This window comes from Mycobacterium hippophais, from assembly GCF_027529605.1.
GTDB lineage: Bacteria > Actinomycetota > Actinomycetes > Mycobacteriales > Mycobacteriaceae > Mycobacterium > Mycobacterium arseniciresistens.
Genome location: NZ_JAPZPY010000006.1, coordinates 282,507 through 307,607 on the forward strand (window position 1 = coordinate 282,507; position 25,101 = coordinate 307,607).

The following is a 25,101-nucleotide window of genomic DNA, read 5'->3' on the forward strand; positions in this document are numbered from 1 at the left end:
CCTAGTACTGCTGCGCGGCCAGGACCGTCTCGCCGAATTCACGGATGGTGTCCGGCGCGGCGAAGTCGGCGAACCACACGTAGAAGCGCTGCGCGCCCTGCTCGGCCAGCGTGCCGAAGTGGTCGGTGAGTTCGGCGGCGTCGCCGCACACCAGCCCGGATCCCAGGTGCCCCCAGCGCCGCCGGCTCTTCTCGATCACGGCGTCCCGGTCGGCGTCGCGGCCGACGAAGCCGACCATCTGCTGCACCGACGCCCGGGCAGCACCGATCTGCGGCAGCAGTTCCGGCAGCCGGTGCACGTAGCCGGCGGGCAGGTTCCACCAGTCCGCGTGCTCACGCACCAGGCCGAGCATCCGCGGCCCGACGCCGCCGAGCAGCAGCGGGATCGGGGCGCTCGGAACCGGCTGCTGGTCCCCGGCCCAGTACCGCTTCAGGTCGGCCAGCGTCTGCGCCAGTGCGGCTACCCGCTCGCGTCCGGTGGCGGTGCCGAACCCGAATCGCGCCAGCTCGTCGGGCATCGACCCGGAGCCCAGGCCGAGCTCGAACCGGCCGCCGGAGGCCTCGGCGAGGGTGACGGCCTCCTTGGCCAGCGTCGCCGCGTGCCGGAACGGGTCGCACAGCACCAGGTGCCCGACCCGCAGGCGCTCGGTGCGGGCCGACACCCAGGTCGCGGTGATCATCGCCTCCCAGATCGGGCTGTCGGGCGCCATCGGGGTCTCGAGGTGGTCGAGCATCGCGATACCCGTGAAGCCGCTCGCCTCGGCGACCCGGGCCCGCATGACGATGTCGTCGATGCCCTGCCTGCTCTGCGGTAGGTACAGCCACCATTCCGGCATGTTCGCTCCTTCTCGACCGCCCGAGGGTAACGTCATTCTCGTAATTGGATAAGGCGTTCTCGGATCGGAAGGTGGGCGCGGTGGCGGGACGTTGTGCCGGCATGGTCGCGTTGGTGACCGGCAGCAGCAGGGGCCTCGGCAGCGCGATCGCCCAGCGGCTGGCCGCCGAGGGCGCCGTGGTCGCACTCACCGCCCGCACGGCCGAACCCGATCCCAAGTACTCCGGCTCGTTGGTCGAGACGCTCGAGAAGATCACCGCCGCAGGCGGATCGGCGATCGCGGTCGCCGCCGACCTCTCCCAGCCCGAGGATCGCGAGCGGATGTTCGCTGAGGTCGTCGATCGCGTCGGCGCGCCGGACATCCTGGTGAACAACGCGGCGGTGACGTTCCTCCGCCCGCTCGACACGTTCCCCGAGCGGCGGGTGCGGCTGATGATGGAGATGCACGTTTTCGCGCCGCTGCACCTGACCCAGCTGGCCATCCCCGCCATGCGTGAGCGCGGCCGCGGCTGGGTGCTCAACCTGACGTCGGTCGGCGGTGACCTGCCCGACGGGCCGCCGTTCTCGGAATTCGACCGCAGCGCGGGGTTCGGGATCTACGGCACCGCGAAGGCGGCGCTGAACCGGCTGACCATGAGCCTGGCCGCCGAACTGCACGCCGACGGCATCGCCGTCAACGCCGCCGCCCCCACCAACCCCGTCGCCACCGAGGGCGCCGGGGCGCTGGACCTGGCCAAGGTCGACACCGAGGACATCTCGCTGATCACCGAGACCGCACTGGCGCTGTGCACCGGTGACCCCGCCACGCTGACCGGCCGGATCGCCCGCACCCAGTCGTTCCTGCGGGAGATCGGGGCACTGTCCTGACCGTGCCCGACGGGCTCGCCGACCGGCTGGCCCCGCGCGGCGTCTCCGGTCTGCGACCGCTGGCGGGCGGTGCGTCCAGCCTCACCTTCGCCGGCGACCTCGACGGCCGTCCGGTGGTGGTCAAGGTGGCGCCGCCGGGTGTTTCGCCGACCGCCCACCGTGACGTGCTCCGGCAGGCCCGCATCATCAGGGCGCTCGGTCCGACCGCGGTGCCGGTGCCCGAGGTGCTGCTGGAGGACGCGGGCGATCCGCCCGGGGTGCCGCCGCTGTTCGTGATGAGCCGCCTGGCCGGTGAGAGCTTCGAACCGCTCTTCGACGCGCCCGGTGGAACGGCGGACGACGCTGTCGCGCAGCGGTTCCGGGACGCGTCCCGGGTGCTGGCGTCGCTGCACCGGCTGGCGCCCGCGGATGTCGGGGCCGACGCTGAACCGGTGGTCGGCGCCGCGGCGGAGATCGACCGCTGGTGTGCGACGCTGCAGACGGTGGACCGGTCACTGGCGCCGGACTGGCCGGACACGGCAGAGGCGCTGCGCACCGGGGTGCCCGCGCCGATGGGTCCGGGCATCGTGCACGGCGACTTCCGGCTGGGCAATCTGCTTGCCGTCGACGGGTCGGTGACCGGGGTGATCGACTGGGAGATCTGGTCGGTCGGCGATCCGCGCATCGATCTGGGCTGGTTCCTGGTCAACGCCGACCCGGCCACCTACTCCCGCCCGTCACCTCACGTCGGCGCGGTGCCGTCGCGCGACGAGCTGCTCGAGCGGTACGGCGCGGTGGCCGACGTCGCGTGGTTCATGGCGCTCGCCTGCTTCAAGTCGGCGGCAACGTGGGGCCTCATCGTCAAGCACAATCGCAGGCGCACCACGCCACGACCGGAGCTCGAGGCGATGGCACCGGTACTGCCGGAACTGCTGGCACGGGCGCGGACGCTGCTGGCGTGACGGTCAGCCGCGCGGGAGGCCGGCCAGCCGGTCGGCGAACTTGGCCTCGGCGGCGTCGCGCCGCCGGAGCAGGTGCTCGGAGGGGAACAGGTCGGGCGAGGGCTCGACGTCGCGCAGCAGCTGCCGCGCCAGCGTCACCTTGTGCACCTCGGTCGGCCCGTCGGCCAGCCCCAGCACGAACGACTCGGTCATGTACTGCACGAACGGCATCTCGTGCGAGGTGCCCAGCGACCCGTGGATCTGCAGGGCCCGTGCCGACACGTCGTGCAGCACCTTCTGCATCATCGCCTTGACCGCCGAGATGTCGGCCCGCACTGCCTTGTAGTCGTTGTACTTGTCGATCTTCCAGGCGGTCTGCAGAGTCAGCAGGCGGTAGGCCTCGATCTCCATCCACGAGTCGGCGATCATCTCCTGCACCATCTGCTTGTTCGCCAGCACCTCGCCCTGGGTGTGCCGCGACACCGCGCGTTCGGTGATCATGTCGAAGATGCGTCGCACCAGCCCGACGGTGCGCATCGCGTGATGGATGCGGCCGCCGCCGAGCCGGGTCTGCGCGACCACGAACGCCCCACCCCGCGGGCCAAGCATGTGATCGGCGGGCACCCGGACGTTCTCGTAACGCACGTAGCCTTCCCGGCCGCCGCCGCCCAGCGGCTGGTACCCGAGGCCGACATCGCGCAGCACGTTGATGCCCGGTGTGTCACCCGGCACGACGAACATCGAATAGCGTTGGTACGGCGGTGCATCCGGGTCGGTCATCGCCATGACGATGATGAAGGACGCCACCGACGCGAACGACGAGTACCACTTCTCGCCGTTGATCACCCAGTGGTCGCCGTCCTGGATCGCGGTGGTGGTGAACACCTTCGGGTCGGCGCCGCCCTGCGGCTCGGTCATCGAGAAGCAGGAGATGATGCGGTTGTCGAGCAGCGGTTCGAGGTAGCGCGCCTTGAGCTCCGGTGTGCCGTAGTGTGCCAGGATCTCGCTGTTGCCGGAATCGGGTGCCTGCGAACCGAAGACGATGGGCGCGCACTCCGAGCGGCCGAGGATCTCATTGAGCAGCGCGAGCTTGACCTGGCCGTGGCCCGGCCCGCCCAGGTGTGGTCCGAGGTGGGTGGCCCACAGCCCGCGGTCCTTGACGATCTGCTGCAGCGGCGGGATGAGGGCCTGGCGCACCGGGTCGTTGAGGTCGTGCGACTCCTTGACGACGTAGTCGATGGGTTCGCACTCCGAGCGCACGAAGTCCTCGACCCATTCGAGCTCAGCAGCCCACTCCGAGTCCGTACAGAAATCCCAGGCCACGCGATGTCCTTCCGTCGAACTGTGGTTACGACCACTTCTGTCTGCGTGCCGCCGCGTCGTCGGTGGCGTGGGTGAGCACCTGGTTGCGGTTCTCGAGTTCGAGCGCCGCGTGCAGATCACCGGCATCGGTGTTGACGTGCAGTGCGCGTTTGGTCAGCTGCACGCCCAGCGGCGACAGGCCGGCGACGGCCGCGCCCAGGTCGAGCGCACGGTCGAGCAGTGCGTCGGGTTCGACGAGCTGGCTGACCAGGCCGCGGCGGTCGGCTTCCTCGGCGGTGACGGTGCGGCCGGTCAGCATCCAGTCGGCGGCGACGCTGGTGCCGACGATGCGCGGCAGGTGGTAGCTCATCCCCATCTCGGCGCCGGACAGCCCGAGCAGGATCGCGGCGTTGCCGAAAGTCGCTGTGGTGGAGCAGATCCGGATGTCGGCCGCCAGGCACAGCGCCAGGCCCGCGCCGACGCACGGCCCGTTCACCGCGGCGATCACCGGCTGGGGGAGGTCGCGCACCGCGGTCGGCAGCGCCGCCATCGACTCCTGGAAGCGCAGCCGGTCGATGGCCGGGTCGTCGGCGGTGACGGTGCCCGGTCCGAAGTCGCGGACGTCGATACCGGAGCAGAAGCCGCGGCCGCTGCCCGTCAGCACGACGGCGTGCACGGTCGTGTCGGTGGCCAGCGCGGCGAGCGTCTGCAGCAGTTCGTCGCGCATCACGCCGTTGACGGCGTTCAGCCGCGCGGGCCGGTTCAACCGGAGCAGCGCCACACCCGGGCGGGGCACGTCGAGGGCGAGCGTTGTGGTGATGAGCACTCCGAGGGAAGACGGATTCGCGGTCGAGGAGAATCGTATTCTCCGCGCGTCGCGCGGTGCAACGGCGGTTACGCCGGAGGCGGCCGGGTACGCCCGGGCCATGACCTCTTCAGCGAACAAGCCACTGCGTGCCCTCGGACTGGTCTGCACGCTCAAGCGAAGCCCTGACGAGTCGAGCAGCTCGGTGATTACCGAGCAGGTGTTCAAGCACCTGCGCGACGGCGGCGTCGAGTGCGAGAGCCTGCGGGTGGTCGACTACGCGGTGGCGCCGGGTACCGACGCCGACATGGGCGACGGCGATCAGTGGCCGACGATCCTGGACAAGATCGTCGCCGCCGACATCCTGGTGGTCTCGACGCCCACCTGGGTGGGGCACATGTCCAGCGTCGCCCAACGGGTGCTCGAGCGGTTGGACGCCGAGCTGTCGGAGACCGACGATGCGGGCCGGCCGCGCCAGGTGGGCAAGGTCGCGCTGGCGACGGTGGTCGGCAACGAGGACGGCGCGCACAAGATCGTGGCCGACCTGTTCCAGGCGCTCAACGACATCGGCTACACGATCCCGGCGCAGGGCTGCACGTACTGGAACGACCAGGCGATGGGCGGCACCGACTACAAGGACCTCGACGAGACACCGGAGGCCGTGGAGAGCGCCACCGCGTCAGCGGCCCGCAACGCGCTGCATCTCGCAGAGGTGTTGCGGGACAACCCGTATCCGCCCTACAGCTGATCAGGCGGTGGTGTCGCGCGCGCCGAGCCGGAGGTGCTCGATGTGGTAGACCGCCTCGTCGAGCAGCTGGGCGACGTGGTTGTCGTAGAGCCGGTAGACGATGTTGCGGCCGTTGCGGTCGCCGGCCACCAGTGCCAGCGCCCGCAGCAGCCGCAGCTGGTGCGACACGGCCGGCTGCTCCATGTCCACCGCCGCGGACAGCTCGGTCACCGTGCAGGGCGACTGGCGCAGCCGGGTGAGGATGCGCAGCCGGTTGGGCGAGGCCAGGGCCTGCAGGGTCTCGGCGATCATGGCGGCCGACGACGCGTCGAGTGCGGCCGGTGGTGCCGACCGGCCCTCCACGCCATGACCCATGCGTTCATTGAAACACGGGTCTACCCGGACAGATGACACATGTAGACCTGTACATGTATACATCTAGGCGTGATGACGACTGCAGAAGCCGCCGCACCCACCCGTAGCGAGCCACCGGCCGGCTGGCGCGCCGCCTGCTGGTCGGTCGCCTCGGTGCGCTGGGCGACTGTCGCGCTCGGTCTGTTCGCCGCCGGCGCGGTCGCCCAGCTCGCCGGCCTGCCCGACGCCGTCTGGTGGACGCTCTACCTCGCCTGCTACGTCACCGGCGGCTGGGCCCCGGCGCTCGAGGGCCTCCAGGCGCTGCGGGAGCGGCGCCTCGACGTCGACCTGCTGATGATCGTCGCGGCGATCGGCGCGGCCGCCATCGGGCAGATCTTCGACGGCGCCCTGTTGATCGTCATCTTCGCCACGTCCGGGGCGCTGGAGGACGTCGCGACCGGGCGCACCAGGGACTCGGTGCGCAGCCTGCTGAACCTGGCACCCGAACGCGCGGTGCGGGTCGGTCCCGGCGGCGCCGAGACGACGGTGGCGGCGGCCGATCTCGTCGTCGGCGACGAGGTCGTGGTCCGGCCGGGGGAGCGGATCTCGGCCGACGGCACGGTCACCGAGGGCGCGTCCGACGTCGACCAGGCGTCGATCACCGGTGAGCCGATGCCGGTCACCAGGGCTCCCGGCGACGAGGTGTACGCGGGCACCCTCAACGGGCCGGGCGCACTGCGGATCCGGGTCAGCAGGGAACCGTCGCAGACCGTGGTGGCCCGCATCGTGGCGATGGTCGCCGAGGCCTCGGCCACCAAGGCGCACACCCAGCTGTTCATCGAGAAGGTGGAACAGCGCTACTCGGTGGCGGTGGTGGTTGCGACCACCGCGTTGTTCATCGTGCCGCTGCTGGCCGGCGCCGATCTGCAGTCCACCCTGCTGCGCGCGATGACGTTCATGATCGTGGCGTCGCCGTGCGCGATCGTGCTGGCCACCATGCCGCCGCTGCTGTCGGCGATCGCCAACGCGGGCAGGCACGGCGTGCTGGTCAAATCGGCGGTCGCAATGGAGCGGCTCGCCGACACCACCGTGGTGGCGTTCGACAAGACCGGGACGCTGACGCACGGGACACCGACGCTCACCGAGGTGACGGCGCTGGACGGCCGCGGCGCCGACGACCTGCTGCGGTGTGCCGCGGCCGCAGAGCAGTACAGCGAGCATCCGATCGGCCGGGCGATCTTCGCCGACGCCCGCCGTCGCGGTCTGACCGTTCCCCGTTCACACGGCTTCCGGGCGCTGCCGGGCCGCGGGGTGAGCGCCGAGGTCGACGGCCGCCGGATCGCCGTGCTGGCGGGCGCGGAGTTCAGCGACATCGCGCACGTGGTCGAGCTCGAACGGACCGGCGCGACCGTCGTGGTGCTCACCGTCGACGACCGGGCGGTCGGCGTGCTCGGCCTCACCGACCGGATGCGCTCCGACGCCGCGCGTGCGGTCGCGTCGATCCGGGACCTGACCGACGGCGATCCCGTCGTGCTGACCGGTGACCACCGCGCCGCCGCGGAGCACCTCGCCGACGCGGCAGGCATCGCCGACGTGCGCGCCGGGCTGCTGCCCGCCGACAAGGTCGACGCGGTGCGCGCGCTGCAGGCCGACGGTCGGCGCGTGCTGCTGGTCGGCGACGGGATCAACGACGCACCGGCGATGGCCGCCGCGCACACCTCGATCGCCATGGGCCGCAGCGGTGCCGACCTCAGCATCGAGACCGCCGACGCCGTCACCGTCCGCGACGACCTCAGCGCCATCCCCGCCGTCGTCGCCCTGGCCAAACGGGCGCGGCGGGTCGTCGTGGCGAACCTCGTCATCGCGGCCACGGTCATCGTCACGCTGGTGACCTGGGACCTCGTCGGCCACCTCCCGCTGCCGCTTGGCGTCGCGGGTCACGAGGGGTCGACGATCCTCGTCGCGCTGAACGGGCTGCGGCTGCTGTCGAACAGGGCGTGGCGCACCGCGGCCGGCCGCTGAGGCCTACTCCCGCTTGCCGTTCCCCGGCTTCTTGTCGCCCTCGCCCTTCTTGCCCGGCTTCTTCGGCTCGGGCGCCGGCGCGGGTTCGGGCGCCTGGATCACCGGAGCCACGGTGGGCGTCGTCGGCGAGGGCTTCGGGGGCGGGACGGTGGTGCTGGTGCTGATCGGCTGGGGCGTGGGGTTGGTCGAGAACGGATCCATCGCCAGGGCCAGCGCCGCCACGGCCAGCGCGGTGACCACCGCCGCGGCGGCGGCGATCGTGCGGGTCCGTCCGGTCAGGCGGCGCCGCGGTGTAGGCCGTGCGGACGGTGCCGGGTGGTATCCCGTCGGGGGCAACGGATGGTCGAGCACCATGGTGGCCGGCCGTGGGGGAGGCGCGGCGGGTGCGAGGCCGGCGAACAGCGCCGTACGGTCGCCGGCCAGCGCCGCCCGCATCTGGTCGGCGGAGGCGAAGCGCTGCGTGGGTTCGCGGGTCATCGCCCGGTCGATGACACCGGCGAGCACCGGGTGGAGGTCCGGCCGCAGCACGCTCAACGGCGGCGGGGGATCGTCCATGATGGCGCGCGCCAAGGCGATGGGCGTGTCCTGGGGAAAGGCGGCCCTGCCCAGTAACGCCTCGTAGCCCATCACACCGACCGCGTACAGATCGTCGGCCACCGAGGCCGGCGCCCCACCCACCCGCTCGGGACTCAGGTAGGCCATCGTGCCGATGATCTGCCCGGTCGCGGTGAGCGCGGCGCCCGCGGTCTTCGCGATCCCGAAGTCGGCGACCTTCACGCTGCGGCCGTCGGTGGCCAGCAGGATGTTGCCCGGTTTGATGTCGCGGTGCAGCATCCCCGCATCGTGCGCGGTCGCGAGGGCGGCGAGGACCTCGTCGAGGAGTGCGTGTACCTGGTGGGGCGGCAGCGGGCCCGCGGCGATGAGATCGGCCAGCGTCCGCCCCGGGAGGCGTTCCATCACGATGTAGGGCGTTCCGTCGTGGTCGCCGAAATCGTGTACCGCAACGATATTGGGGTGCGTCAGCGATGCCGCTGCCCTGGCCTCGTGTTCGAAGCGGCCGCGGACGTCGGCCTGCGCCTTGAGGGCGGGGTGCATCAGCTTGATGGCCACCGCGCGGTCGAGGCGCAGGTCCCAACCGTCGCGGACCTCGGCCATCCCGCCGGAGCCCAGCAGCGCGCCGACCCGGTAGCGTCCGCCGAGCAGTTCCTGGCCGTTCGTCTCCATGGCGTTGTCCTCCCGTCAGCCGGCGCCGTTCTCAGCGGCGAGGACGAATCTTCAGTGCCATCCCTCGGGCCGGTGGCCCCAGGGAACCAGGTAGCCATTGTCCGATCCTGGGCGAGGGGTACCCACAGGACTCGCATTTCACGAATCGGTGTTCGCCGGTCCGGCGGCGACCTGACGCCTGACGACCTGATACGGGCCGGCCGCCGACCTCTGAAAATAGGCGCAGGTGGGCTGCAGCACACTCCGATACACTGCTGTGATGCAGCCCGGGGGCCCTCTGCTCGAGCCACCCGTTGCCCGTGTCACCCCCCTCGGAATGAGCATCGCACTGGTGTGCCGCCGATGACCGATCCGCACCCCGTCGACGACGATCCCCGGCTCCAAACGCTGCTCGACTGGCGCCAGCAACTCATCGACTCCGGCGCGGTGTCCGCCCGCAGCTTCAAGGAAGCCCACCTGCGGCTGGTGTTGCGTTCCGGGCGCACGGAGGTCGACCAGGTGCGTGCGATGCTCCCCGGGTCGGCCGCCGAGCACGCCGAGGACATGGCCAGGGTGTTGCGTGAACTCGAGGCCGACCCCGGCACCACCGTTCCGGTGGGCGCCGGGACCACCGGCAGGCATCACACCACCGACGCCGGCGCCGCCGCCGACACCGGTGGTTTCGCCGCCACCGACCCGGTGCCGTTCGACGAACCGCCACCCGCTGCGGCCAACTTCGCACCCTTCGGCGGCGGCGTCCCCGCAGCGGAGGTGCACCCGATCGCGCTGTTCCGCCGTCGTGACGTCAACGGTGGTCGCGGCGCGCTCGAACTGCGTTGGCCCGCATACGAATCAGCGGCTACCCCGGTGGTGCTCTACCGCCTGGTGAGCGGCGACGACGGGCCGCCCCACTCCCCGGACCGCGCCGACCTGGTGGCCGTCACCGCCGAGCTGTCGGCCACCGACGAGCGGATGGCCTCCTCGGCGGTGCGCAGCTTCCAGGTGTGGGCCAACGCAGGCGCCACCCACGCCGAGGCGCTGGCCGCCCAGCCGGTGCTGCACGCCTCCGGCATGTTGATCAGCCCCCTGGCTGACTTCGTGGTGCGTGAGGACGCCGGCCGGGTGATCGGGCAGTGGTCGGTGCCCGCCGGGGTCAGCGCGGTCTACCTCTACCGGGTGCCCGCGGAGGACGCCGACAAGGACGGCCCGCAGTACCGCATCCTGCCCGACGGCGACAACCTCAACGGCTTCGTCGACACCGGAGTCGACCGCGGCAGGCGTTACGTTTATCGGGCGCGGTGCGCCGCACCCGTCGAGGGCGTGCTGCGGCTGTCGGAGGCGACCGCGTTCGAGGTCGAGGTCTCGGCGGTGCTGCTGCCGGTGACCGACCTCGGCGTCTCGGGTGGCAGCGAAGACGGCACCATGCTCGAGCTGACCTGGACGAATCCACCGGCGGGCAAGGTGGTGATCTACCGGACCGAGGACGGCCCGAGCGCAGGCGCCGACGCCACCGAACTGCCCGGCGGCGCATTGGAACAGGTCGGGCTGGCCGACGAGATGCGGCTGACGCAGCCGGTCGCCGAGCAGCGCGACGCCGACGGCCACGTGCGGTCGATGATGGTCGGCGTCTCGTGGCCGAACGAGTGGAGCCGCGCCTACTTCACCCCGGTCACGCTGATCGGCGATCGGGCCCGGCTCGGCACCACCTTCTCGACGGTGCGCACCGGCCTCATCCGCGACATCGACCTCGCCGAGTACTGCAACAAGCAGGTGCTCACCTTCGACTGGCCCGACGGCGCCGCGGCGGTGGTGGTCTACGTCGCCCCCAAGGGTTACGACGCGCGGGCCGCGATGTCCGGCACGTCGTTCGAGATCACGCTCGAGGAGTACGAGCGGTACGGCGGGATGCAGTTCGCCGGCCAGCTCCCGCTGGGCGGGTGCTCGCTGCACCTGGCGCCGGTGGCGTTCTCCGGCGGCCGTCGCATCATGGGCGCCACCGCGAGCATCGACTACCACGGCCTGCTGCGGCTGCAGTACGGGGTGCGGATCGGGCGCGGTCCCGACGGGCAACCCACGACCGCGACCATCGCGATGCGCTCGGAGTACGACCTGCCGGGCTCGCCGGTCTTCGTGCTGGTCAACAACCCGCAGCGGATTCCGCTGTCCATCTACGACGGGCAACCCGTCGACGTGGCGCCGCTCGACGAGCACGGCCAGCTGGCTGCGCAGCCCTCGAAGGAGCTGAGATGGTCACAGCTGAGCACCAGCGGCGGCACCGAGTTGTGGGCGGCGAACCTGCGCGGCAGGCAGGGCTGGATCCGGCTGTTCGTCAACACCCCGTCACCGCTGCGGCTGCGGGTGATCGCACTGCTGGACCCGCCGGTCGAGACCCTGCGACTCACCCCGGCGGCCCCGTGACGACACGGTACGGCCAGCTCAGCTACACGTCTTTCGACGCCGCGGGCACCGTCGGCGGCTGGCAGGTCAAACAGACCGCGGGCGGGCTGACCACCGAGGAGATCCAGACCCTGGTCGCCGGCGTGCGGACCGTGTTCAACCCGGTGCGGCCGCTGCCGGCCTACCCGACCACCCAGCAGCTCGCCGACGGGCCGCGGCGGCTGGCGTTCCGGCGTGTCGACCGCGACACCGCCGGCTACTGGCACACCGTGCCTGCCGGTCCGGACAGCACCGGCAGGCCCGGCAACGTGTTCGCCCACGCGGTGCTCGACCGCACACCCGACCACAATCCGCGGCGCCCCATCGAATGGTGGCGGTCACCGCGGTGGCTGTGCCCGTACGGACCGCCGGCGGTGGCGGGCGCCGCGCTTCCGGACGGCGCTCCGGAACCGGGCGGCGTGGTCACCAGGGAGAGCGTCGTGACGTTCGCGCTCGACCCGTCGACCTGGCGGCTGGCCACGCTGCTCGGCCTGCTCGACGCCGTCGCCGCGGCGCTGGCCGGCGGCAGGCCGGTGGTGCTCGGCGTCGAGTCGACCGAGTCGGCCGCCCAGTGGATCGGTCTGGTCAGCTTCCTGATGTCCGCGGGAACCGCAGGGACGCTGAACTTCTCGACGTTCGACCGGGCCGAACAGCTCGGCCTCGCCGTCCAGGGCAAGCAGCACCTGACCGCGGTCCCGCTGGCCGACCTCGACCGGTTGCCGCCCGACGCACTCGTCATCAGTGAGACCGACACGCTGTGGCTCGGTGAACTCGACGGCCAGCCGCACCGCACCGCGGGCGGACAGACCATCGCCGTGACGGCGTGGTCGGCGATGGCACAGGTGGTACTTCTCGATGCCGAGTCGGCGCGGTTGGTGCTCGACGACATCGACCACTTCGCCGCGCAGGCAGGCGATGTGGGACTGCATCCGGCGTGGCCGATGGCGATGGCGGTGACCAGGTACGACGAGTTCGCCGACGCGGAGGCCGAGGCCCGCGCCGTCATCGCCGCGCACTCACCGCCGGGCGCGGCTCGCGACCCCGCGGTGGCGAGCACCATCTCCGGGGTCATGCACTGGGTGCTGGGCAACACCACCCGCGATGCGTGGCAGGCCGTCGAACGGGCATCGGCCGGCCCCGCGGGTGAACTCGCCGATGCGACCTACCTGCGCCGGGCCGTCGCGGACGACGCGTGGCTGGCGCAGCCCGGCCCGATTCCGGTGAGCGAGCGGAGCTTTCGAGGGATGCCGGTGCCGGACGAGCTGGACACCGTTCTCGAACCCGCCGTGGCGGCGGCCCGCGCCGCAGGCCCGCACCGGGTGCTCCGGCTGGCGGACCTGCTCATCCGCTCCGGTGTCGACGACCCCCGGGTGCGTACCGCCGTCGACGCCGAGGTGGTGTCGCGGCTGCGGGACGCGCAGCAGGGCCCGTCGCTGGTGGGGGGCCTGGACGGACAGGTCGGCGCACCCACCCGGCTCGCGCTCGCCGGGGAGCTCTTGGCCGGCGCCGACTGCACCGACGGATCGGTGCCGTTGCCCGACGACGTGCTCGACTGGCTGGCCGCCGGGGTCACTGCACCGTCGGCCCAGGAGCTCGCGCAGCTGCAGGCACACGACGAGGCATGGACCAGGGCAGCGCTGCGCGGGACGTATGCACTGCGGCACGGCGCGACCGACACCGCCGACCGGACCGCGGCGCTGTGGTGGCTACGCACCTGTGGCTCGAGTCGATTCGAGCAGATGGCCGCCGAGACGCTGTGGCCACCGGGTGACCTGCTCGCCGCGGCGGGGGACGCGGTGCCCGGCGCGGCCACGATCCGCACTCTGATGGGCGCGGCCGACTCACCGGAGTTGGCGCGGCTCGCGAGCGTGGTGCTCGCCGCCAACGACGACCACGTCGCGGTCGCCTGCGCCGGCGTCCGGCTCATCGAGCCCCAGGCGTGGGTGCAACAGGGTTACGCGACCACCCATCAGGCGGCGTACACACCGCTGTGGGACATCGCGGCCGAATCGGTTGGCCCCGAAGGGATTCACCCGGACGGCGCCCAGCGCCTGGTGACGTTCGCGCTCATCGCCGCCGCGTCCGGACAGCCGTACCCGTCGGTGTGCGTCGCTCTGGCAAGTGACCCGGCCGCGGCGGGCACCGCGTTCGCGCACGCCACGGCACTCCTGGACGCACACCTTCTCAACCCGGCCGTGGTGCTGGCCGTGGCCGCCCTGCGCTGGAATCCCGACGAGGAGATCGCCCCCACCGGCGATCCCCTCGTCGACATGTCCTGGCAGCTCGCCAACCGCGTGCTGATGACGAGGGCGGGCGCCGACGGCGTCGACGCCGGATCGGTGGCGATCGCGATGGCGCAGTTGTCCGGAGACATGTCCGACGGCGCGCTGCGGCGGGGCCGCAAGATCGCCGGGCGGCTGCTGGCCCGCGGCGCCGAGGCGCACTCGTCGCCGGCGGTCCGCACCCGGTGGGGTCGCTGATGTCCAAGTGCCCCCGCTGTTTCACCGCGCTCAGCCCGGCCGAACACCTGTGGACGCTGTCACCGCAGGCCGGCGGGACCCGTTACCGCGACGAGGTCGCCACGGCCTATCTCGGGGCGCCCGCCGAGTGCGGTCCGCTGTACACCTGGGCGCGGCCGGCCGGATACGACGGCCCGCCGCCGCCGATCGAGGAGGCCAGCCGGGCCCTGCAGGGTCAGGCGATCGAGATCTGCCCGGTCTGCCACTTCACGCTGCCCGACGGCTGGCGCAACGGCCACGCGATCTGTATCGCGATGGCCGGTGCGCGCGCCACCGGGAAGAGCCTCTACATCGCGGTGCTGGTCAAGCAGCTGGAGCTGTTGTGCGAGCGGCTCGGGGTGTCGATGGAGCCGGTCACCCGCGCCACGGCGGCCGCGTATTCGCTGAACTACGAGACGCCGCTGTACGTGCAGCGCGGACTCGTCCCGCCGACGCCGACCGTGGACACCCAGGCGTCGCATCAACGGGAGCCGCTGATGTTCAGCATCGGGGTGTGGCACGGCGTCCGCCGGTTCCTGGTGTTGCGCGACGTCGCCGGTGAGGACATGGAGTCGGGAGATCTGCACGCGCCGCCGTTCCGGTTCTTCGCCAACGCCGACGCGGTGTTCTTCATGTTCGACCCGTTGCGCGTCAAGGCCATTCGCGATCAGCTGCAGGACCTGCTGCCGGTGCAGATGTTCAGCGGCGGCGACCCGCGCGGTGTGCTCTACAACATGCTGCAGGCGGTCGGGTCGGCGCAGCCGAAGCTGGCGGTGATTTTGTCGAAGTTCGACGCGCTGCGGGTGCTGCGTGACGTCGAGGGCTCCGAGTGGAACCTGATCATGTCGAACGCCGGTGCGGCGTATCTGCGTGACACCTCCGACGGCCAGTACTACGACGAGACCGACGGCCAGCTGCTGCACCAGGAGGTGCGCAGCATGCTGACCCGGCTGCACGGCGGCGGCATGGTCGCCGCGGTGGAGAACCCTTCGAGCGGAATGATGTTGGCGCATCGCTATTTCGTGGTGTCTGCGCTGGGCCAGCCGCCGAGCGGCAACCGGCTGCACTCCCGCGGCATCGCCCCGTTCCGGTGCGCGGACCCGGTCCGCTGGGTGACGTCGAGCTTCGGCGTGCTCTGAGACGGCGCGGCAGGCTCAGCAAGACGCGTGGCGGCCGGAACCACGGTGTCCCTTGCGACCCGCGAAGGCCTTCGTTGGTGACCGACGTTGCTCAGATGGTTGTCGGGTGCAGCGGCAGCCGTCGCCAGGGGCTGTCGGGACGGACGAGAAGTGCGTTGACGGCATCGGCCGCGGTCTGCCCGTATTCGGTGGCGGTGTTGATGTCGGTGAGGGCGCGCCAGAACATCCGGCCGACGATGACGCCGTGTGCGAATTGACGCCAGTTGGGGTAGTAGCCGCGTGCTGCCTCGAGGTTGGCGTGGAGGATGGGCCAGCATTCGTCGTCATCGAGGTAGCCCGCGTTGCGGGTTGCCCGGACGACGTAGGGTAGCCGCGCGAAATCCCAGGCCCGGATGTGTTCGGGCCATGCGGGATGAGTCAATCCGGCAAAAGGTTTGACGGTGGTGCGGAGCTGGTTGAGTGCGTCGTAGCAGCCGACCCAGTGGTCAGGTGACTGCTGGCGGCTGTAGGCGCGCAGAGCCAGATAATCCCGGTGGGCCTCGGAGGTGTGGCCCTCGGTCTTACTGATCGCTGCGCTCACCAGGGGGAAAACCACTTCGTAGGTGGCGCTGTGCATTCCGTCGAGCAGTCTGCCGACCGTCTGCCGTGACTCGACGGTGTTGGTGACTCCCCAATATTCCTTGAGGAGGTCGCGGGTGCGGTCAGGTTCTTGGTCGACGTCGAGTGTGTCGCAGGGCCACGGGTTCATTCGGGAGCACTGGTGTGCGCCGATGTTGAGCGCGCTCTGGGCACGCTCCTCGATCGCCGATTCGAAGCGCCACGTGAACTCTTTGTTGGCCCAGGAGTTTTCGGGGTAGGGGAACAGTCTGCCTGCGCGGGTTTCGTCAGCCATGTCTCTTCCGGTCCTGTCGTTCATTGTTGCTACGGCTGCGTCGGCGGGCTGGGCCAGAACAGCCGCTGGACCGCTGCGCGCATGGACTCGGTGTCGAGGGCACCGGTCTCGTGTGCCCGGCGAAGTGCTGCGTACCGGGCGAAGTCGTCGATGACGTTGTCCGTGTGGGCGGCCTCGTATCCGGGCTGAACGGTGGTGTGCACGTTCAAGGCCCAGGTGATGGCGGTGCTCAAGGCCTTGATCGACGCCGCGCTGGTGAACCACATGGCGGTGTCGTGTTCGAGGTCGACCAGTTTGCCCTGATGGTCGCCGGAGTCGTTCGTCTTGTCACTGTTGGACAGCCACAGAACCGCCTCGATCGGGACGGTGAACGGACCGCCATCGGGGGCGGTGCTGTTGGCCAGGAACATGACGCGTTGTGAGGTGACGGCCATCAGCCCCCACCCGTGCGGGTGCAGCCAGGCGTTGTCGACGGCGAGGACGAGCTCGTTGGCGGCGATGTGGCCGATCAGCCGGTCGGCGGTGACGGCTACGCTGCGCCGGGGACCCCACAGCAGCGCCGCAGCGATGTCGGGGCGCAGTCGGTGCGCAGGCCCGCAGTCGACAGGGAGTTGCGGACCTTGCAACGGCTCCGCCGGGCTGCTCGGTTCGGTGTCCATCACAGCCCAATGTATCGGCCGCAGGGGATCAGTCGTGCGTGTGCGGGCGTGCCCTTCGCGGGCGTGCCGATGAGGGTCGGCCATAATCATCCGAGCCAACGTTCAGGGGGAAGCGTGCGTAAGCTGGTGACAGGGATGGCGGTGGTGATCGGCCTGGCCGCGACGGGCTGCAGTACAGGCGGGGCAAGTGAGCCGGTCAGCCAGGGGCCGGCGGCGCCGACACCTTCGGCGGCCGCGTCAGTCCCACAGCCCGAACTTCGCCCAGGAGCGACCGCCGAGAATGATCCGCTCGCGGCGCTAGGTGCAGGTCTCTACGCACCGCTTCGGCGCGCCGGAACCGACCCGGTACAGGTTGCGGGATACCGCGCGACCACGATGCCCACACCTGACAGTCTCTCCGTTCAGACCTTCGCCCCGAAGGACGGCACCTGGGCTCCCGTGCCCTTCGAACGGCTCGCCTGGGCTCACGACAAGCAAGACTGGGTCGCCAGCGACAACACCCAGGACGCGGCAGCCGGGCCCCAAGGCAGCCGGGGATGGCCGACAGTCGAAACCAGCTCCGACTACGGCACCAGCGTCACCACCTACAGCTTCACCGACCTCGCCGGACGGCCGCTGGCGGAAGGGTTCGACGCCGGGTGGAGTGAGGGAGCCGCTCTCCCCCAGTCCGCGACCGCGGCGACCTACAGCCCCGGCGCGCGCGCCTACTTCGAGTCGATCACCCAGGTGGATCCGTTTCATGCGATCGACAGGATTCGGGTGAGCGGTGGTTACAGACTCCAGACAATGAATGCATGTGGTGAGGACGACGATGTCGTCACCATCGAATGCAGCACACCGGCAACAAGTTTCGACGACGCCCGCACCAGGTACGGTGTGTACCCCAATAGCACCAGTACCGCTTCTCTGCGATTCAGCCGCAAGGGCGACCCCTTCTTCGTCGGGACCGACGCACCCGTCGCCGAAAAGCTCGACGTCTCGGTCAGCAGTGGCGACGGACCGGCACGTCTGACGTTCAGTACCCCCGATCCCGCGATCGCCGACAAGTTCAGCCGCCTCTTCGGGACCGACATCGAGAACTTCGCCCTCTACGAGTATCAAGGCCAGGTCGTGGCCGGCGTCACCCAACCTGCTGGCACCACAACCACCAACACCGGACTGTTCAACCGCATCGCGATCAACGACGTTCTGACCCGCTGGAGTCCAGCCCTACCTCAGGTCAATTCCTGATCAGCAGACCGCATGACATGGCCGCGAGCTGGTGCTCGTCGCGGCCGCTACCGCCGCCCTCGATGTCACTGCGCAGGCCTCAACTGAGTCAGCTCGTCGCGGGTGCTCTGAATCAGTTCCGTACCGACTTGCTGCAATCGCAACTGACGCCCGGACTCCTGTTCTGTGATCTCCCACGCCGTCGCGCATGTGGATGGGTCGACGGCCCGTACCGTGCTCGACTGCAACCCCCCGTTGACGACCACGATCGATCCGTCAGAGCCGACATAGTCGTAGCTCAGGCCCAGTTGGCAGACGGGTCCTGACGCTCCCGTGTTCAGGTCCCACTGTTGCCAACGGTCATCTGTTCCAGGCTGATTGAGATAGAACTTGGTGCCGATGATCCTGAAATAAACCCCCGCGGCGGTTGTCGGGATCGACTGTACGAGTTCGCCGGCGGCCGAGAGAACGAGCCACTGGGCGGGATTGGCGCGTAGTAACGCCATGGGCATCACCGAGTTCTCGATCGGCGTGAGGTCGTGATTCTCGTCCTGGTATCGGGCGACGAATTCGCCGGCGGTGTTGTAGAACAACAAGCCGTCGCGCTTTCCGGGTTCGCGGAAGCTGTACGCGAAGCCACCGTTGTAGACCAGCGACTTTCGAATTCTGGTGCCTTCGGGCGGCGTGGGTGTCAGATCGGTGCCATCGATAACCGAGAACATCCGGTAGGGCGACTCAGGTGGTGCGTCGCGCGCAGCGTTCTGCATTGCGATGGTGGTCGCCGGGATATCGGAACTCTGGCGGTAACCGGGGTCAAAAATGTTCCCTCCACCAGGGACGAACCACGTTTGTTCGGCGTGGGGTCCGACGCCGTAGACCCCTACCCCTTCGCGGGCCACGACTAGTCGAGTCTCGGCACGGTAACTGCCTACCGCCATCAACGATTGCCTCGCGGTGCCTCGGTCGCCCTGAACATTGAGGTCAGTCTGGCCGGTGTACGTCACCTGCCCACTCCCGAGGTCGACGACCCACGCGAGCTTTGGAAGACCACGGTCGACGTCCCCACCGGTGACGCACAATGCGACCCCAGGTCCATTGCCGTAGCACTCGCCATGCGGGTAGCCGCGAAAACCCGCCAACTCGATGGGGGGAAACAGCACCTTCCCAGTACTGGTTTCGACGCCGTAAAGCCAACCGACCGGGGACAGTCCCTGCTCGTCGCGGTGGGTGGTGATGAAATACGCGCTGTCGGCGGTGCTTGCGAACAGTGTTCCGACCGGAACATCCGGCGGCAGGCCGATATCCGCGGCGTTGAGGCGCCAACCGGGCACCGGCCTCTGACGTAGAGAGAAGGAGACAAGCAGATCGTGAGGAGTGCCGATCGTCGCATCAACATGCGCGCCTGCTTCGCGCGTGGATCGCCACACCACGATCCCGGCTGCCACCACGGCGATGACCACCACGATCGCAAGGATCAGGAGCCACCGGCGCCGCCGAGGTCTGGCTGGCGGTGGGGGAAAGCCTTGCGGCGGCGCAGGGTTCGGGGCTTGCACCCATCGGAAGCCGTCTTGCGGCCAATTGGCTCCTGGATTCGTCACGCCTGTTCTCCTAGCTGGTCGGGACGGGTACGGGCCCCATGGCACAAACCCGCAATCGTCCGCTCTCCACACGTAACGTGAACATCCCGCCGTGGTCGACCCCGTTTCCGTTGATCGTCCAGGTGGTTCCCTCACGGGTGAATCCGGTCAGCGCGGCGATGTTCCACGGTTCGAGTGACGTGCCGGCCCGCGCGTGATCGAGTTGGCGGCTGACCCAGGTGTCGGGCGGGTCCGCGCAGGTGAGCTCTCGCAGATTCTCGAAATGGCCGGCATTGCGCTCGCGTGTCCATGCCAGCAGCGTCTTCTCGGCGGCCTTGCGTGCCTGTTCGTCGCTCATCGCCTCGCCGGCAGCGATGGCCTGCAGTGTCGGGCCGTCGCTTCGGCCGACTATCGCGATCGTCAGCAGGATGAGTGCGGCGGCAGCTATGGCCCACAGCCAACGGGGAATCCGGTTGCGGTCACTCACTGCCACAGACCTTCCACCCGCCGCCGTCGTCGTCGAGAACGATCCAGCGGTGCGCGAGCCCGGACCCGTCGCGTTGGTTCTCCTCGACGGCTTTCCTCTGGAGCTCGGTGATCGGCTTGACGCGTAGCAGTACCTTCGTCTTCGCCGTTCCGCCGTTGTCGTGGAAGTCGACGATCGCTTCCGGGTAGTCGAAGCTGCCGAGATAATTGCCCTGCAGCGCCTCGATGTCGTTCAGGACGGCTCCGGACGGATTCGGGCAGACCAGTTGCAGAGCCGCGGCGGTGTCGCGAGCGTTCAACGCGGCGAACCACTGTGAGATCGCGTCGAACGCCTGTTGCTGGCGCTGCGGTGGCGGCGGCAGCAGGCTGATGTCGGCTTCGCGGGGTTCTGACCAGCGCCATCCGAACGCGAAGATCGCTGCAGCGGCGACCAAGCCGATTGCCGTCAGCGCCGCAAGCAGCCGCTTGCGCCATGGCTGACGCCCAGGACGCTGTGCGACGGCAGGTGCCGCCGCGGGAAACGCCGGAGCAGGTTCCATTCGGGCCGACAATCGGCCGTCGGGGAAACAGTCGACGACGAGTTGTCGGGGCGCCGCAGCGGGGCTGGCTGTGGTGTGCAGGTAGGTGTTCAGTCCTTGTGCGGCTTCGGACGGCACCGTCAGCGAGTGTGGCTGCGCCACGCCGGGAACAGTGACGAACGCTCTCACCTCACCGGTTGGCGAGCATTCGATGTGCAGCTGCGTCCATCCCGGCGGGCCAGCACTGAGCAGCAGCCTCACCGCATGCTCGACCAGTGTGCGGCCGTCGCCGCGGTCGCCCGCCGGAGTCATCTGCACGGGGTCACCCGCATCGGGCGAGGTCCACCGATAGGGTTTTCCGTGCGGCGGGCGGTGATTCGGGATACGACACGTCTCGTCCTTCCACATCGGGGTACGTCGAGATGGGGGTCAGTGGTGATCGGGTGACGGTGTGATCACGCCACCGGGCAACCGACCCGCCGAATCCGAGGAACGTCGGCGGGCCGGCGGGGTGGTTCGGATCAGCTGCCCCTGTTGCAGGCCCAGGCGTCGATGTAGCCGGGGCCGCTGCTGGAGCGCAGGCTGGCCAGCGCCTTGCGCTGCGCGGCGGCCAGCGTCGGGCCGGATCCGCCGTACGCCTGCGTCGAGTTTCGTGCCACCGCACCGCATCCGGTGAAGCTGGTCAGGGTGTCGCAGTCGGTGTAGCCGCAGACCAGTTCGGCCAGCATCTCGGCTTCGCTGCGGCTGGAGTAGTTGTACGCGGTGCCCGATGATCCGTTGCCGGAGTAGGCGATCGCGCCGTAGTACAGGGCGGCGTCGGCGGGCGCCGCGGTGACAGTGCTGAACGAGGCCGCAGCCACGGCGGCGACGAGCAGGGTCGTGGTCTTCTTCATGGTCTGGAGTCCTTTCTGAGAATGAATGCGGCCGCTAGACGGCGGGCTTGGTGGCGGTGACCTGCTTGCCGAACTCCGAGAACGTCATCGTGAGCTTGGCGTCGTCGGTCGGCGCGATCTGGGCGCGGACCACGTAGTGCGGGTCCCCGTCGGCGATCCACACGGTGATCGGCAGTGTCTTCTCCTTCTCGGGTGCGCGGCGCAGACCGACCAGGGCGGAGGCGTCGTTGGTGGACACGGTGCCGCTGACCTTCGTGGTCTTCGTCCCGTCGATGTCCTCGCCGCCCTCGGATTTCGGATCCTTGATCTTGGTCAGTGCGTTGGCCAGACCGTTGTTGGCGTCCAGCAGGACCGAGATGTTGTAGATCGAGTTGCCGTCGCCGTAGTCGACGAAGGTGCCGGGCTCGGCGATGTCGGAGTAGAGGTGGCCGTCGACGTAGATGATCTGCGCGGTGCCGGGGGCGTCGCCCATGTCGAGGGTGACGGTGCCCGTTCCGACCGGCGCCGGCTTGTTGGAGATGTCGGCCTCCAGCGTGGTCACTTTCACGTTGGGGACCTGACCTTCGGCGGTGAGCACGACGTGTGCGCCGGTCAGGCCGCGCATCGCCTCGGCCGACTGCTGCAGCAGGCCGGCGGCGTCCTGGCCGCTCCCGCCTTCGCCGCTGCCGGAATCGGAGCCGCTCTGGCAACCCGCGAGTGCGAGGATCGCAGCGATCGCCGCGGCGATCACGATGGCGAACCGGAATTTCATGGAACTTCTCCTTCTGGTCTCCGCACCCGGGGTGCGGTGGTCGATCGGTTGTCCTGCGGTATGCGGCCCACGGGTCTCTGGGCAGCGCCCGGTCGGCGTGGTCAGCCCTCCTTCCGGGACTCGGGTGAGCCGGTCATGAGATCTTGTCGGCGATCTGGACGGCGACGTCGGTGGCCTGCTGATCCACATCCGGACCGCACGCCCGGACGTCGATCACCACGTTGGAATCGGTGAGCAGCGCCCGCTGGCAGCGGTTTCGGTCCTCGGTGAGGCTGACGGTGAGCCGGCCGTCCTCGTTGTTCGACGGGCCGACGACGAACTGGCGGACGGCGGCCGGCGGGGTGCCCACGCCGACCGTGGTGCCGGTGCACGCCTGCCAGCCGTTGATCTGCTCGTCCTGGTAGATCGCCGCCGCGTCCGCGTCGGGGTAGCTCGACACGTACTGGTCGACGACGACGCGGGGGTCGCCCGGGTCGGTGAGTCGCCTGCCGGCGACCCCGGTGAATCCGGATGCGGCGTAACTGGCGGTGTTCCCGGCGTCGGCGGCGCCGGTGCATTCGGGCGGCGTCACCGTGGCGGTGCCGAACTGGGACAGCGGTTGCGCCGTTGCGCCGGCCAGTGCCGCCATCACCGAGCCCACGGCGTTCGGGTCGAGCAGCAGACCCTGCAGCTGCGCGGGGGTGATCGCGTCCTGGGTGGGCGCGGGCCCCTGCTCGGGAATGTCGGGCGCCGCCTGCGGGTCGCGGGTGCCGCCACCTCGGGTGACCACCGACAGCGCCGCGACCAGCGCAGCGGCGGCCAGCAGCGCGATGACCGCCACCACCCAGCCGGGCACACCGTTGCGGGAATCGGCGTCCGCCGCGGACGCACCGAGACTCCGGAGCCGAAGCCGCCAACGCACCGCGAGGGTGAACGCGATCCCCAGCAGGACCAGCATCGCGATGTCGAACAGCCACCACGTCGCCTCGTGGCGCCACAGCGGATCGTCGACGGTGACCAGCGGAGCGATCTTCAGCAGGTCCACCGTCGCCGCGGAGGCGGCGAATCCCCAGCGGGCGGGCAGGAACCACGACACCTGGTCCAGGCCGACCCGCGCGGTCACCGGTATCAGCCCGCCGGAGAAGACGATGGACAGCATGATCGCGGCGACCAGCATCGGCAGGATCTGCTCGCTGGACTTGGCGATCGACGACAGCAACAATCCCAGCAGCGCCGACACGATGGCCGTGATCGCCAGTGCGACATACAGTTCCGCGGTGGCATCGCCCAGCACCAACGCGCCCTGGGTGGGTCCGCCCTTACCCGCGACCACGATGGCGGTCAGGATCGCGACCTGTGCGGCCGCCGCAACGCTGTAGACGACGACCTTGGCCACCAGGTACGCCCCGGCCGACAGCCCGACGGCCTGTTCGCGGCGGAAGATGGGGCGCTCGCCGACGAGGTCGCGCAGCGTCAGTGCGGTTCCCATGAACACCGCCGAGATGTTCAGCAGGATCAGCACCTGCGTCGGCTCGTTGGGCGACGAGCCGCGCGGATCGGCCTCCCCGAGCCCGACGTCACCGGGCACCACCAGCGACAGCGCCCCGAGGATGAAGGGCAGCACCGCCAGGAAGAGGAAGTAGCCGCGGTCGGCGACCAGCAGCCGGCCCTGCCTGCGCAGGACCGTCAGCATCTGTTTGACCGAGCTGGTCCGCGCTGGTTGACCCAGTGGCCCGGCGGCGGGGGAGGGCTTCGGCGGCTGCGCCGCCACTGGGTTGCGGCCGAGGAAGGCGCGGTGGGCGGCATCGGGATTGGTGGACACCCAGGCGAAGATGTCGGCCCAGTCGCTGGTGCCCATGGCGGCGGCGATCTGCGCCGGCGGGCCGGCGAACGCGGTCTTGCCACCCGGCGCGAGCAGCAGCACCTGGTCGCACATGCTCAGGTAGGTCAGTGAGTGGGTGACGACGACCACGACGCGACCGGCGTCGGCCAGGCGGCGCAGCATCGACATGACCTGGCGGTCAAGCGCGGGGTCGAGCCCGGAGGTCGGCTCGTCCAGGATGAGCAGCGACGGGCCGGTCAGCAGCTCCATGGCGACGGAGACGCGTTTGCGCTGGCCGCCGGACAGCTTGTCGACCCGCTTGTCGGCGTGTTCGGTGAGTTCCAGTTCGGCGAGCACGCGAGCCACGACGGCCTTGCGGTCGGTACTGCTGGTGTCGGGCGGAAGACGAAGCTGCGCAGCGTAGTTCAGTGCCTTGGTGACGGTGAGCTGGCGGTGCACGACGTCGTCCTGGGGCACCATCCCGATGCGGGACCGCAGTGAGGCGTACTCGGCCTGCACGTTGTGCCCGTCGAAGCTCACCACGCCGGTGGTGGGCTGGGTGGCGCCGCCAAGCAGTTTGATCAGGGTCGACTTGCCCGCGCCGGAGGGACCTATGACCGCGGTCAGGGTGCCGGGCGCGGCGCTGAAGCTGACGTTGGACAACAGCGACTTGTCGTCATCGACGATCAGGCCCAGCTGGTAGGCCTGCAGACCGCCGACCTGCGGGGTGCCCGCCTTCGGCGTCAGCGTCGCGCCGGTGAAGGTGAGGTCGGTGTTGCCGATGGCGACGGTGTCACCCGGTCGCAGGACTGTGCTGGTGATGCGTTCGCCGTTGACGAATGTGCCGTTGCTGGAACGGTTGTCGCGCAGTTCCATGCCGCCGGGTACGGCGACGAGGTAGGCGTGCACGCGGGATGCGAGGGCGTCGTCGACGACGATCGTGTTGCTCGCCGACCGGCCGACGGACAGTGCGCCTGCCGGTGCGGGTGTGGCCGACGGCCGCACCACCCGCTTCACCGCGCCGGTCACCTTGCCGAGCAGATCCTCGTCCTGGGCGGGCTGCGGCACCACAGGCGGTGCGGACATGGCGCCGGTGGCCGGCGGTGCCCCCCGGTGCGCTGGCGGTGGAGCAGGTGGGGCGGGCCGGGGTGCCGGGGGAGCCGCCCGTGGGGCGGGTCGCGGCGGCGGTGGCGGCGGCCGGTGCGGCG

Annotated in this window: 21 protein-coding genes and 1 pseudogene; 8 read left to right on the forward strand and 14 right to left on the reverse strand. The window is 70.0% G+C overall.

What is annotated here, in order from left to right:
- Position 1: 1 nt before the first annotated feature.
- Positions 2-835 carry an LLM class flavin-dependent oxidoreductase gene (locus tag O6P37_RS15770; protein ID WP_269894965.1) on the reverse strand — a complete coding sequence of 278 codons (834 nt, stop codon included), beginning with the start codon at positions 833-835 and terminating at the stop codon, positions 2-4.
- A 101-nt stretch (positions 836-936) separates the two neighbouring features.
- On the opposite strand from O6P37_RS15770, the gene O6P37_RS15775 reads away from it, so the two are divergent.
- Positions 937-1,701: an SDR family NAD(P)-dependent oxidoreductase gene (locus O6P37_RS15775; protein ID WP_408633184.1), complete on the forward strand. Its 765-nt coding sequence runs from the start codon at positions 937-939 to the stop codon at positions 1,699-1,701.
- 2 nt (positions 1,702-1,703) lie between these two features.
- Complete coding sequence (locus O6P37_RS15780; RefSeq protein WP_269894967.1) at positions 1,704-2,642, forward strand: phosphotransferase family protein; 939 nt, start codon at positions 1,704-1,706, stop codon at positions 2,640-2,642.
- 3 nt (positions 2,643-2,645) lie between these two features.
- On the opposite strand, the gene O6P37_RS15785 is transcribed toward O6P37_RS15780, so the two are convergent.
- Entirely contained in the window at positions 2,646-3,944 is a 1,299-nt protein-coding gene (locus tag O6P37_RS15785; protein WP_269894968.1) for an acyl-CoA dehydrogenase family protein, read from the reverse strand.
- A gap of 25 nt (positions 3,945-3,969) precedes the next feature.
- The gene (locus O6P37_RS15790; protein ID WP_269894969.1) at positions 3,970-4,749 is read right to left on the reverse strand and encodes an enoyl-CoA hydratase/isomerase family protein; all 780 of its coding nucleotides are present in this window, start codon (positions 4,747-4,749) and stop codon (positions 3,970-3,972) included.
- A 100-nt stretch (positions 4,750-4,849) separates the two neighbouring features.
- Between O6P37_RS15790 and O6P37_RS15795 the strand changes: the two genes are divergently transcribed.
- Positions 4,850-5,476 carry a flavodoxin family protein gene (locus tag O6P37_RS15795; protein ID WP_269894970.1) on the forward strand — a complete coding sequence of 209 codons (627 nt, stop codon included), beginning with the start codon at positions 4,850-4,852 and terminating at the stop codon, positions 5,474-5,476.
- On the opposite strand, the gene O6P37_RS15800 is transcribed toward O6P37_RS15795, so the two are convergent.
- A complete protein-coding gene (locus O6P37_RS15800) occupies positions 5,477-5,830 on the reverse strand; it encodes an ArsR/SmtB family transcription factor (RefSeq protein ID WP_264011800.1) in 354 nt (117 codons plus the stop codon). It lies immediately after the preceding gene.
- A 72-nt stretch (positions 5,831-5,902) separates the two neighbouring features.
- Here O6P37_RS15800 and O6P37_RS15805 point away from each other — a divergent pair, with 72 nt between their 5' ends.
- Positions 5,903-7,831, forward strand: a complete 1,929-nt coding sequence (locus tag O6P37_RS15805; RefSeq protein WP_269894971.1) for a heavy metal translocating P-type ATPase — start codon at positions 5,903-5,905, stop codon at positions 7,829-7,831.
- 3 nt (positions 7,832-7,834) lie between these two features.
- On the opposite strand, the gene O6P37_RS15810 is transcribed toward O6P37_RS15805, so the two are convergent.
- Complete coding sequence (locus tag O6P37_RS15810) at positions 7,835-9,055, reverse strand: serine/threonine-protein kinase (protein ID WP_269894972.1); 1,221 nt, start codon at positions 9,053-9,055, stop codon at positions 7,835-7,837.
- A gap of 342 nt (positions 9,056-9,397) precedes the next feature.
- On the opposite strand from O6P37_RS15810, the gene O6P37_RS15815 reads away from it, so the two are divergent.
- The 3 genes from O6P37_RS15815 to O6P37_RS15825 are packed head-to-tail and all read left to right on the forward strand — an operon-like array spanning position 9,398 to position 15,107.
- On the forward strand, positions 9,398-11,452 hold the full coding sequence (locus O6P37_RS15815) for a hypothetical protein (protein WP_269894973.1): 2,055 nt from the start codon (positions 9,398-9,400) through the stop codon (positions 11,450-11,452).
- Positions 11,449-13,950 (forward strand): GAP1-N2 domain-containing protein, encoded by a 2,502-nt coding sequence (locus O6P37_RS15820; protein WP_269894974.1) that lies wholly within the window; start codon positions 11,449-11,451, stop codon positions 13,948-13,950. Before O6P37_RS15815 ends, O6P37_RS15820 begins: the two co-directional genes overlap by 4 nt.
- Entirely contained in the window at positions 13,950-15,107 is a 1,158-nt protein-coding gene (locus tag O6P37_RS15825; RefSeq protein WP_269894975.1) for a hypothetical protein, read from the forward strand. Before O6P37_RS15820 ends, O6P37_RS15825 begins: the two co-directional genes overlap by 1 nt.
- Positions 15,108-15,198: 91 nt before the next feature.
- Here the strand turns inward: O6P37_RS15825 and O6P37_RS15830 are convergent, their stop codons facing one another.
- Together O6P37_RS15830 and O6P37_RS15835 are read right to left on the reverse strand one after the other, a co-directional pair.
- Positions 15,199-15,999, reverse strand: coding sequence for a DUF1266 domain-containing protein (locus tag O6P37_RS15830; protein WP_269894976.1), 801 nt, complete (start codon positions 15,997-15,999; stop codon positions 15,199-15,201).
- Positions 16,000-16,028: 29 nt separating this feature from the next.
- Positions 16,029-16,658, reverse strand: a complete 630-nt coding sequence (locus O6P37_RS15835; protein ID WP_269894977.1) for a hypothetical protein — start codon at positions 16,656-16,658, stop codon at positions 16,029-16,031.
- A 135-nt stretch (positions 16,659-16,793) separates the two neighbouring features.
- Here O6P37_RS15835 and O6P37_RS15840 point away from each other — a divergent pair, with 135 nt between their 5' ends.
- On the forward strand, positions 16,794-17,888 hold the full coding sequence (locus tag O6P37_RS15840) for a hypothetical protein (protein ID WP_269894978.1): 1,095 nt from the start codon (positions 16,794-16,796) through the stop codon (positions 17,886-17,888).
- A gap of 65 nt (positions 17,889-17,953) precedes the next feature.
- Here O6P37_RS15840 and O6P37_RS15845 read toward each other — a convergent pair whose 3' ends face one another.
- The 7 genes and pseudogenes from O6P37_RS15845 to O6P37_RS15875 form a co-directional block, all read right to left on the reverse strand.
- Complete coding sequence (locus tag O6P37_RS15845; protein ID WP_269894979.1) at positions 17,954-19,330, reverse strand: hypothetical protein; 1,377 nt, start codon at positions 19,328-19,330, stop codon at positions 17,954-17,956.
- Between the two features lie 145 nt (positions 19,331-19,475).
- The gene (locus O6P37_RS15850; protein WP_269894980.1) at positions 19,476-19,931 is read right to left on the reverse strand and encodes a hypothetical protein; all 456 of its coding nucleotides are present in this window, start codon (positions 19,929-19,931) and stop codon (positions 19,476-19,478) included.
- Complete coding sequence (locus O6P37_RS15855; protein WP_269894981.1) at positions 19,924-20,766, reverse strand: hypothetical protein; 843 nt, start codon at positions 20,764-20,766, stop codon at positions 19,924-19,926. The genes O6P37_RS15850 and O6P37_RS15855 overlap by 8 nt, the downstream gene beginning before the upstream one ends.
- A gap of 203 nt (positions 20,767-20,969) precedes the next feature.
- Positions 20,970-21,341: a DUF4189 domain-containing protein gene (locus O6P37_RS15860; RefSeq protein ID WP_269894982.1), complete on the reverse strand. Its 372-nt coding sequence runs from the start codon at positions 21,339-21,341 to the stop codon at positions 20,970-20,972.
- 34 nt (positions 21,342-21,375) lie between these two features.
- Positions 21,376-22,092, reverse strand: coding sequence for an LppX_LprAFG lipoprotein (locus O6P37_RS15865; RefSeq protein ID WP_269894983.1), 717 nt, complete (start codon positions 22,090-22,092; stop codon positions 21,376-21,378).
- 133 nt (positions 22,093-22,225) lie between these two features.
- On the reverse strand, positions 22,226-22,927 hold the full coding sequence (locus O6P37_RS15870; protein ID WP_408633185.1) for a sensor domain-containing protein: 702 nt from the start codon (positions 22,925-22,927) through the stop codon (positions 22,226-22,228).
- 36 nt (positions 22,928-22,963) lie between these two features.
- Positions 22,964-25,101: pseudogene (locus O6P37_RS15875) on the reverse strand (ATP-binding cassette domain-containing protein); the annotation flags it as partial.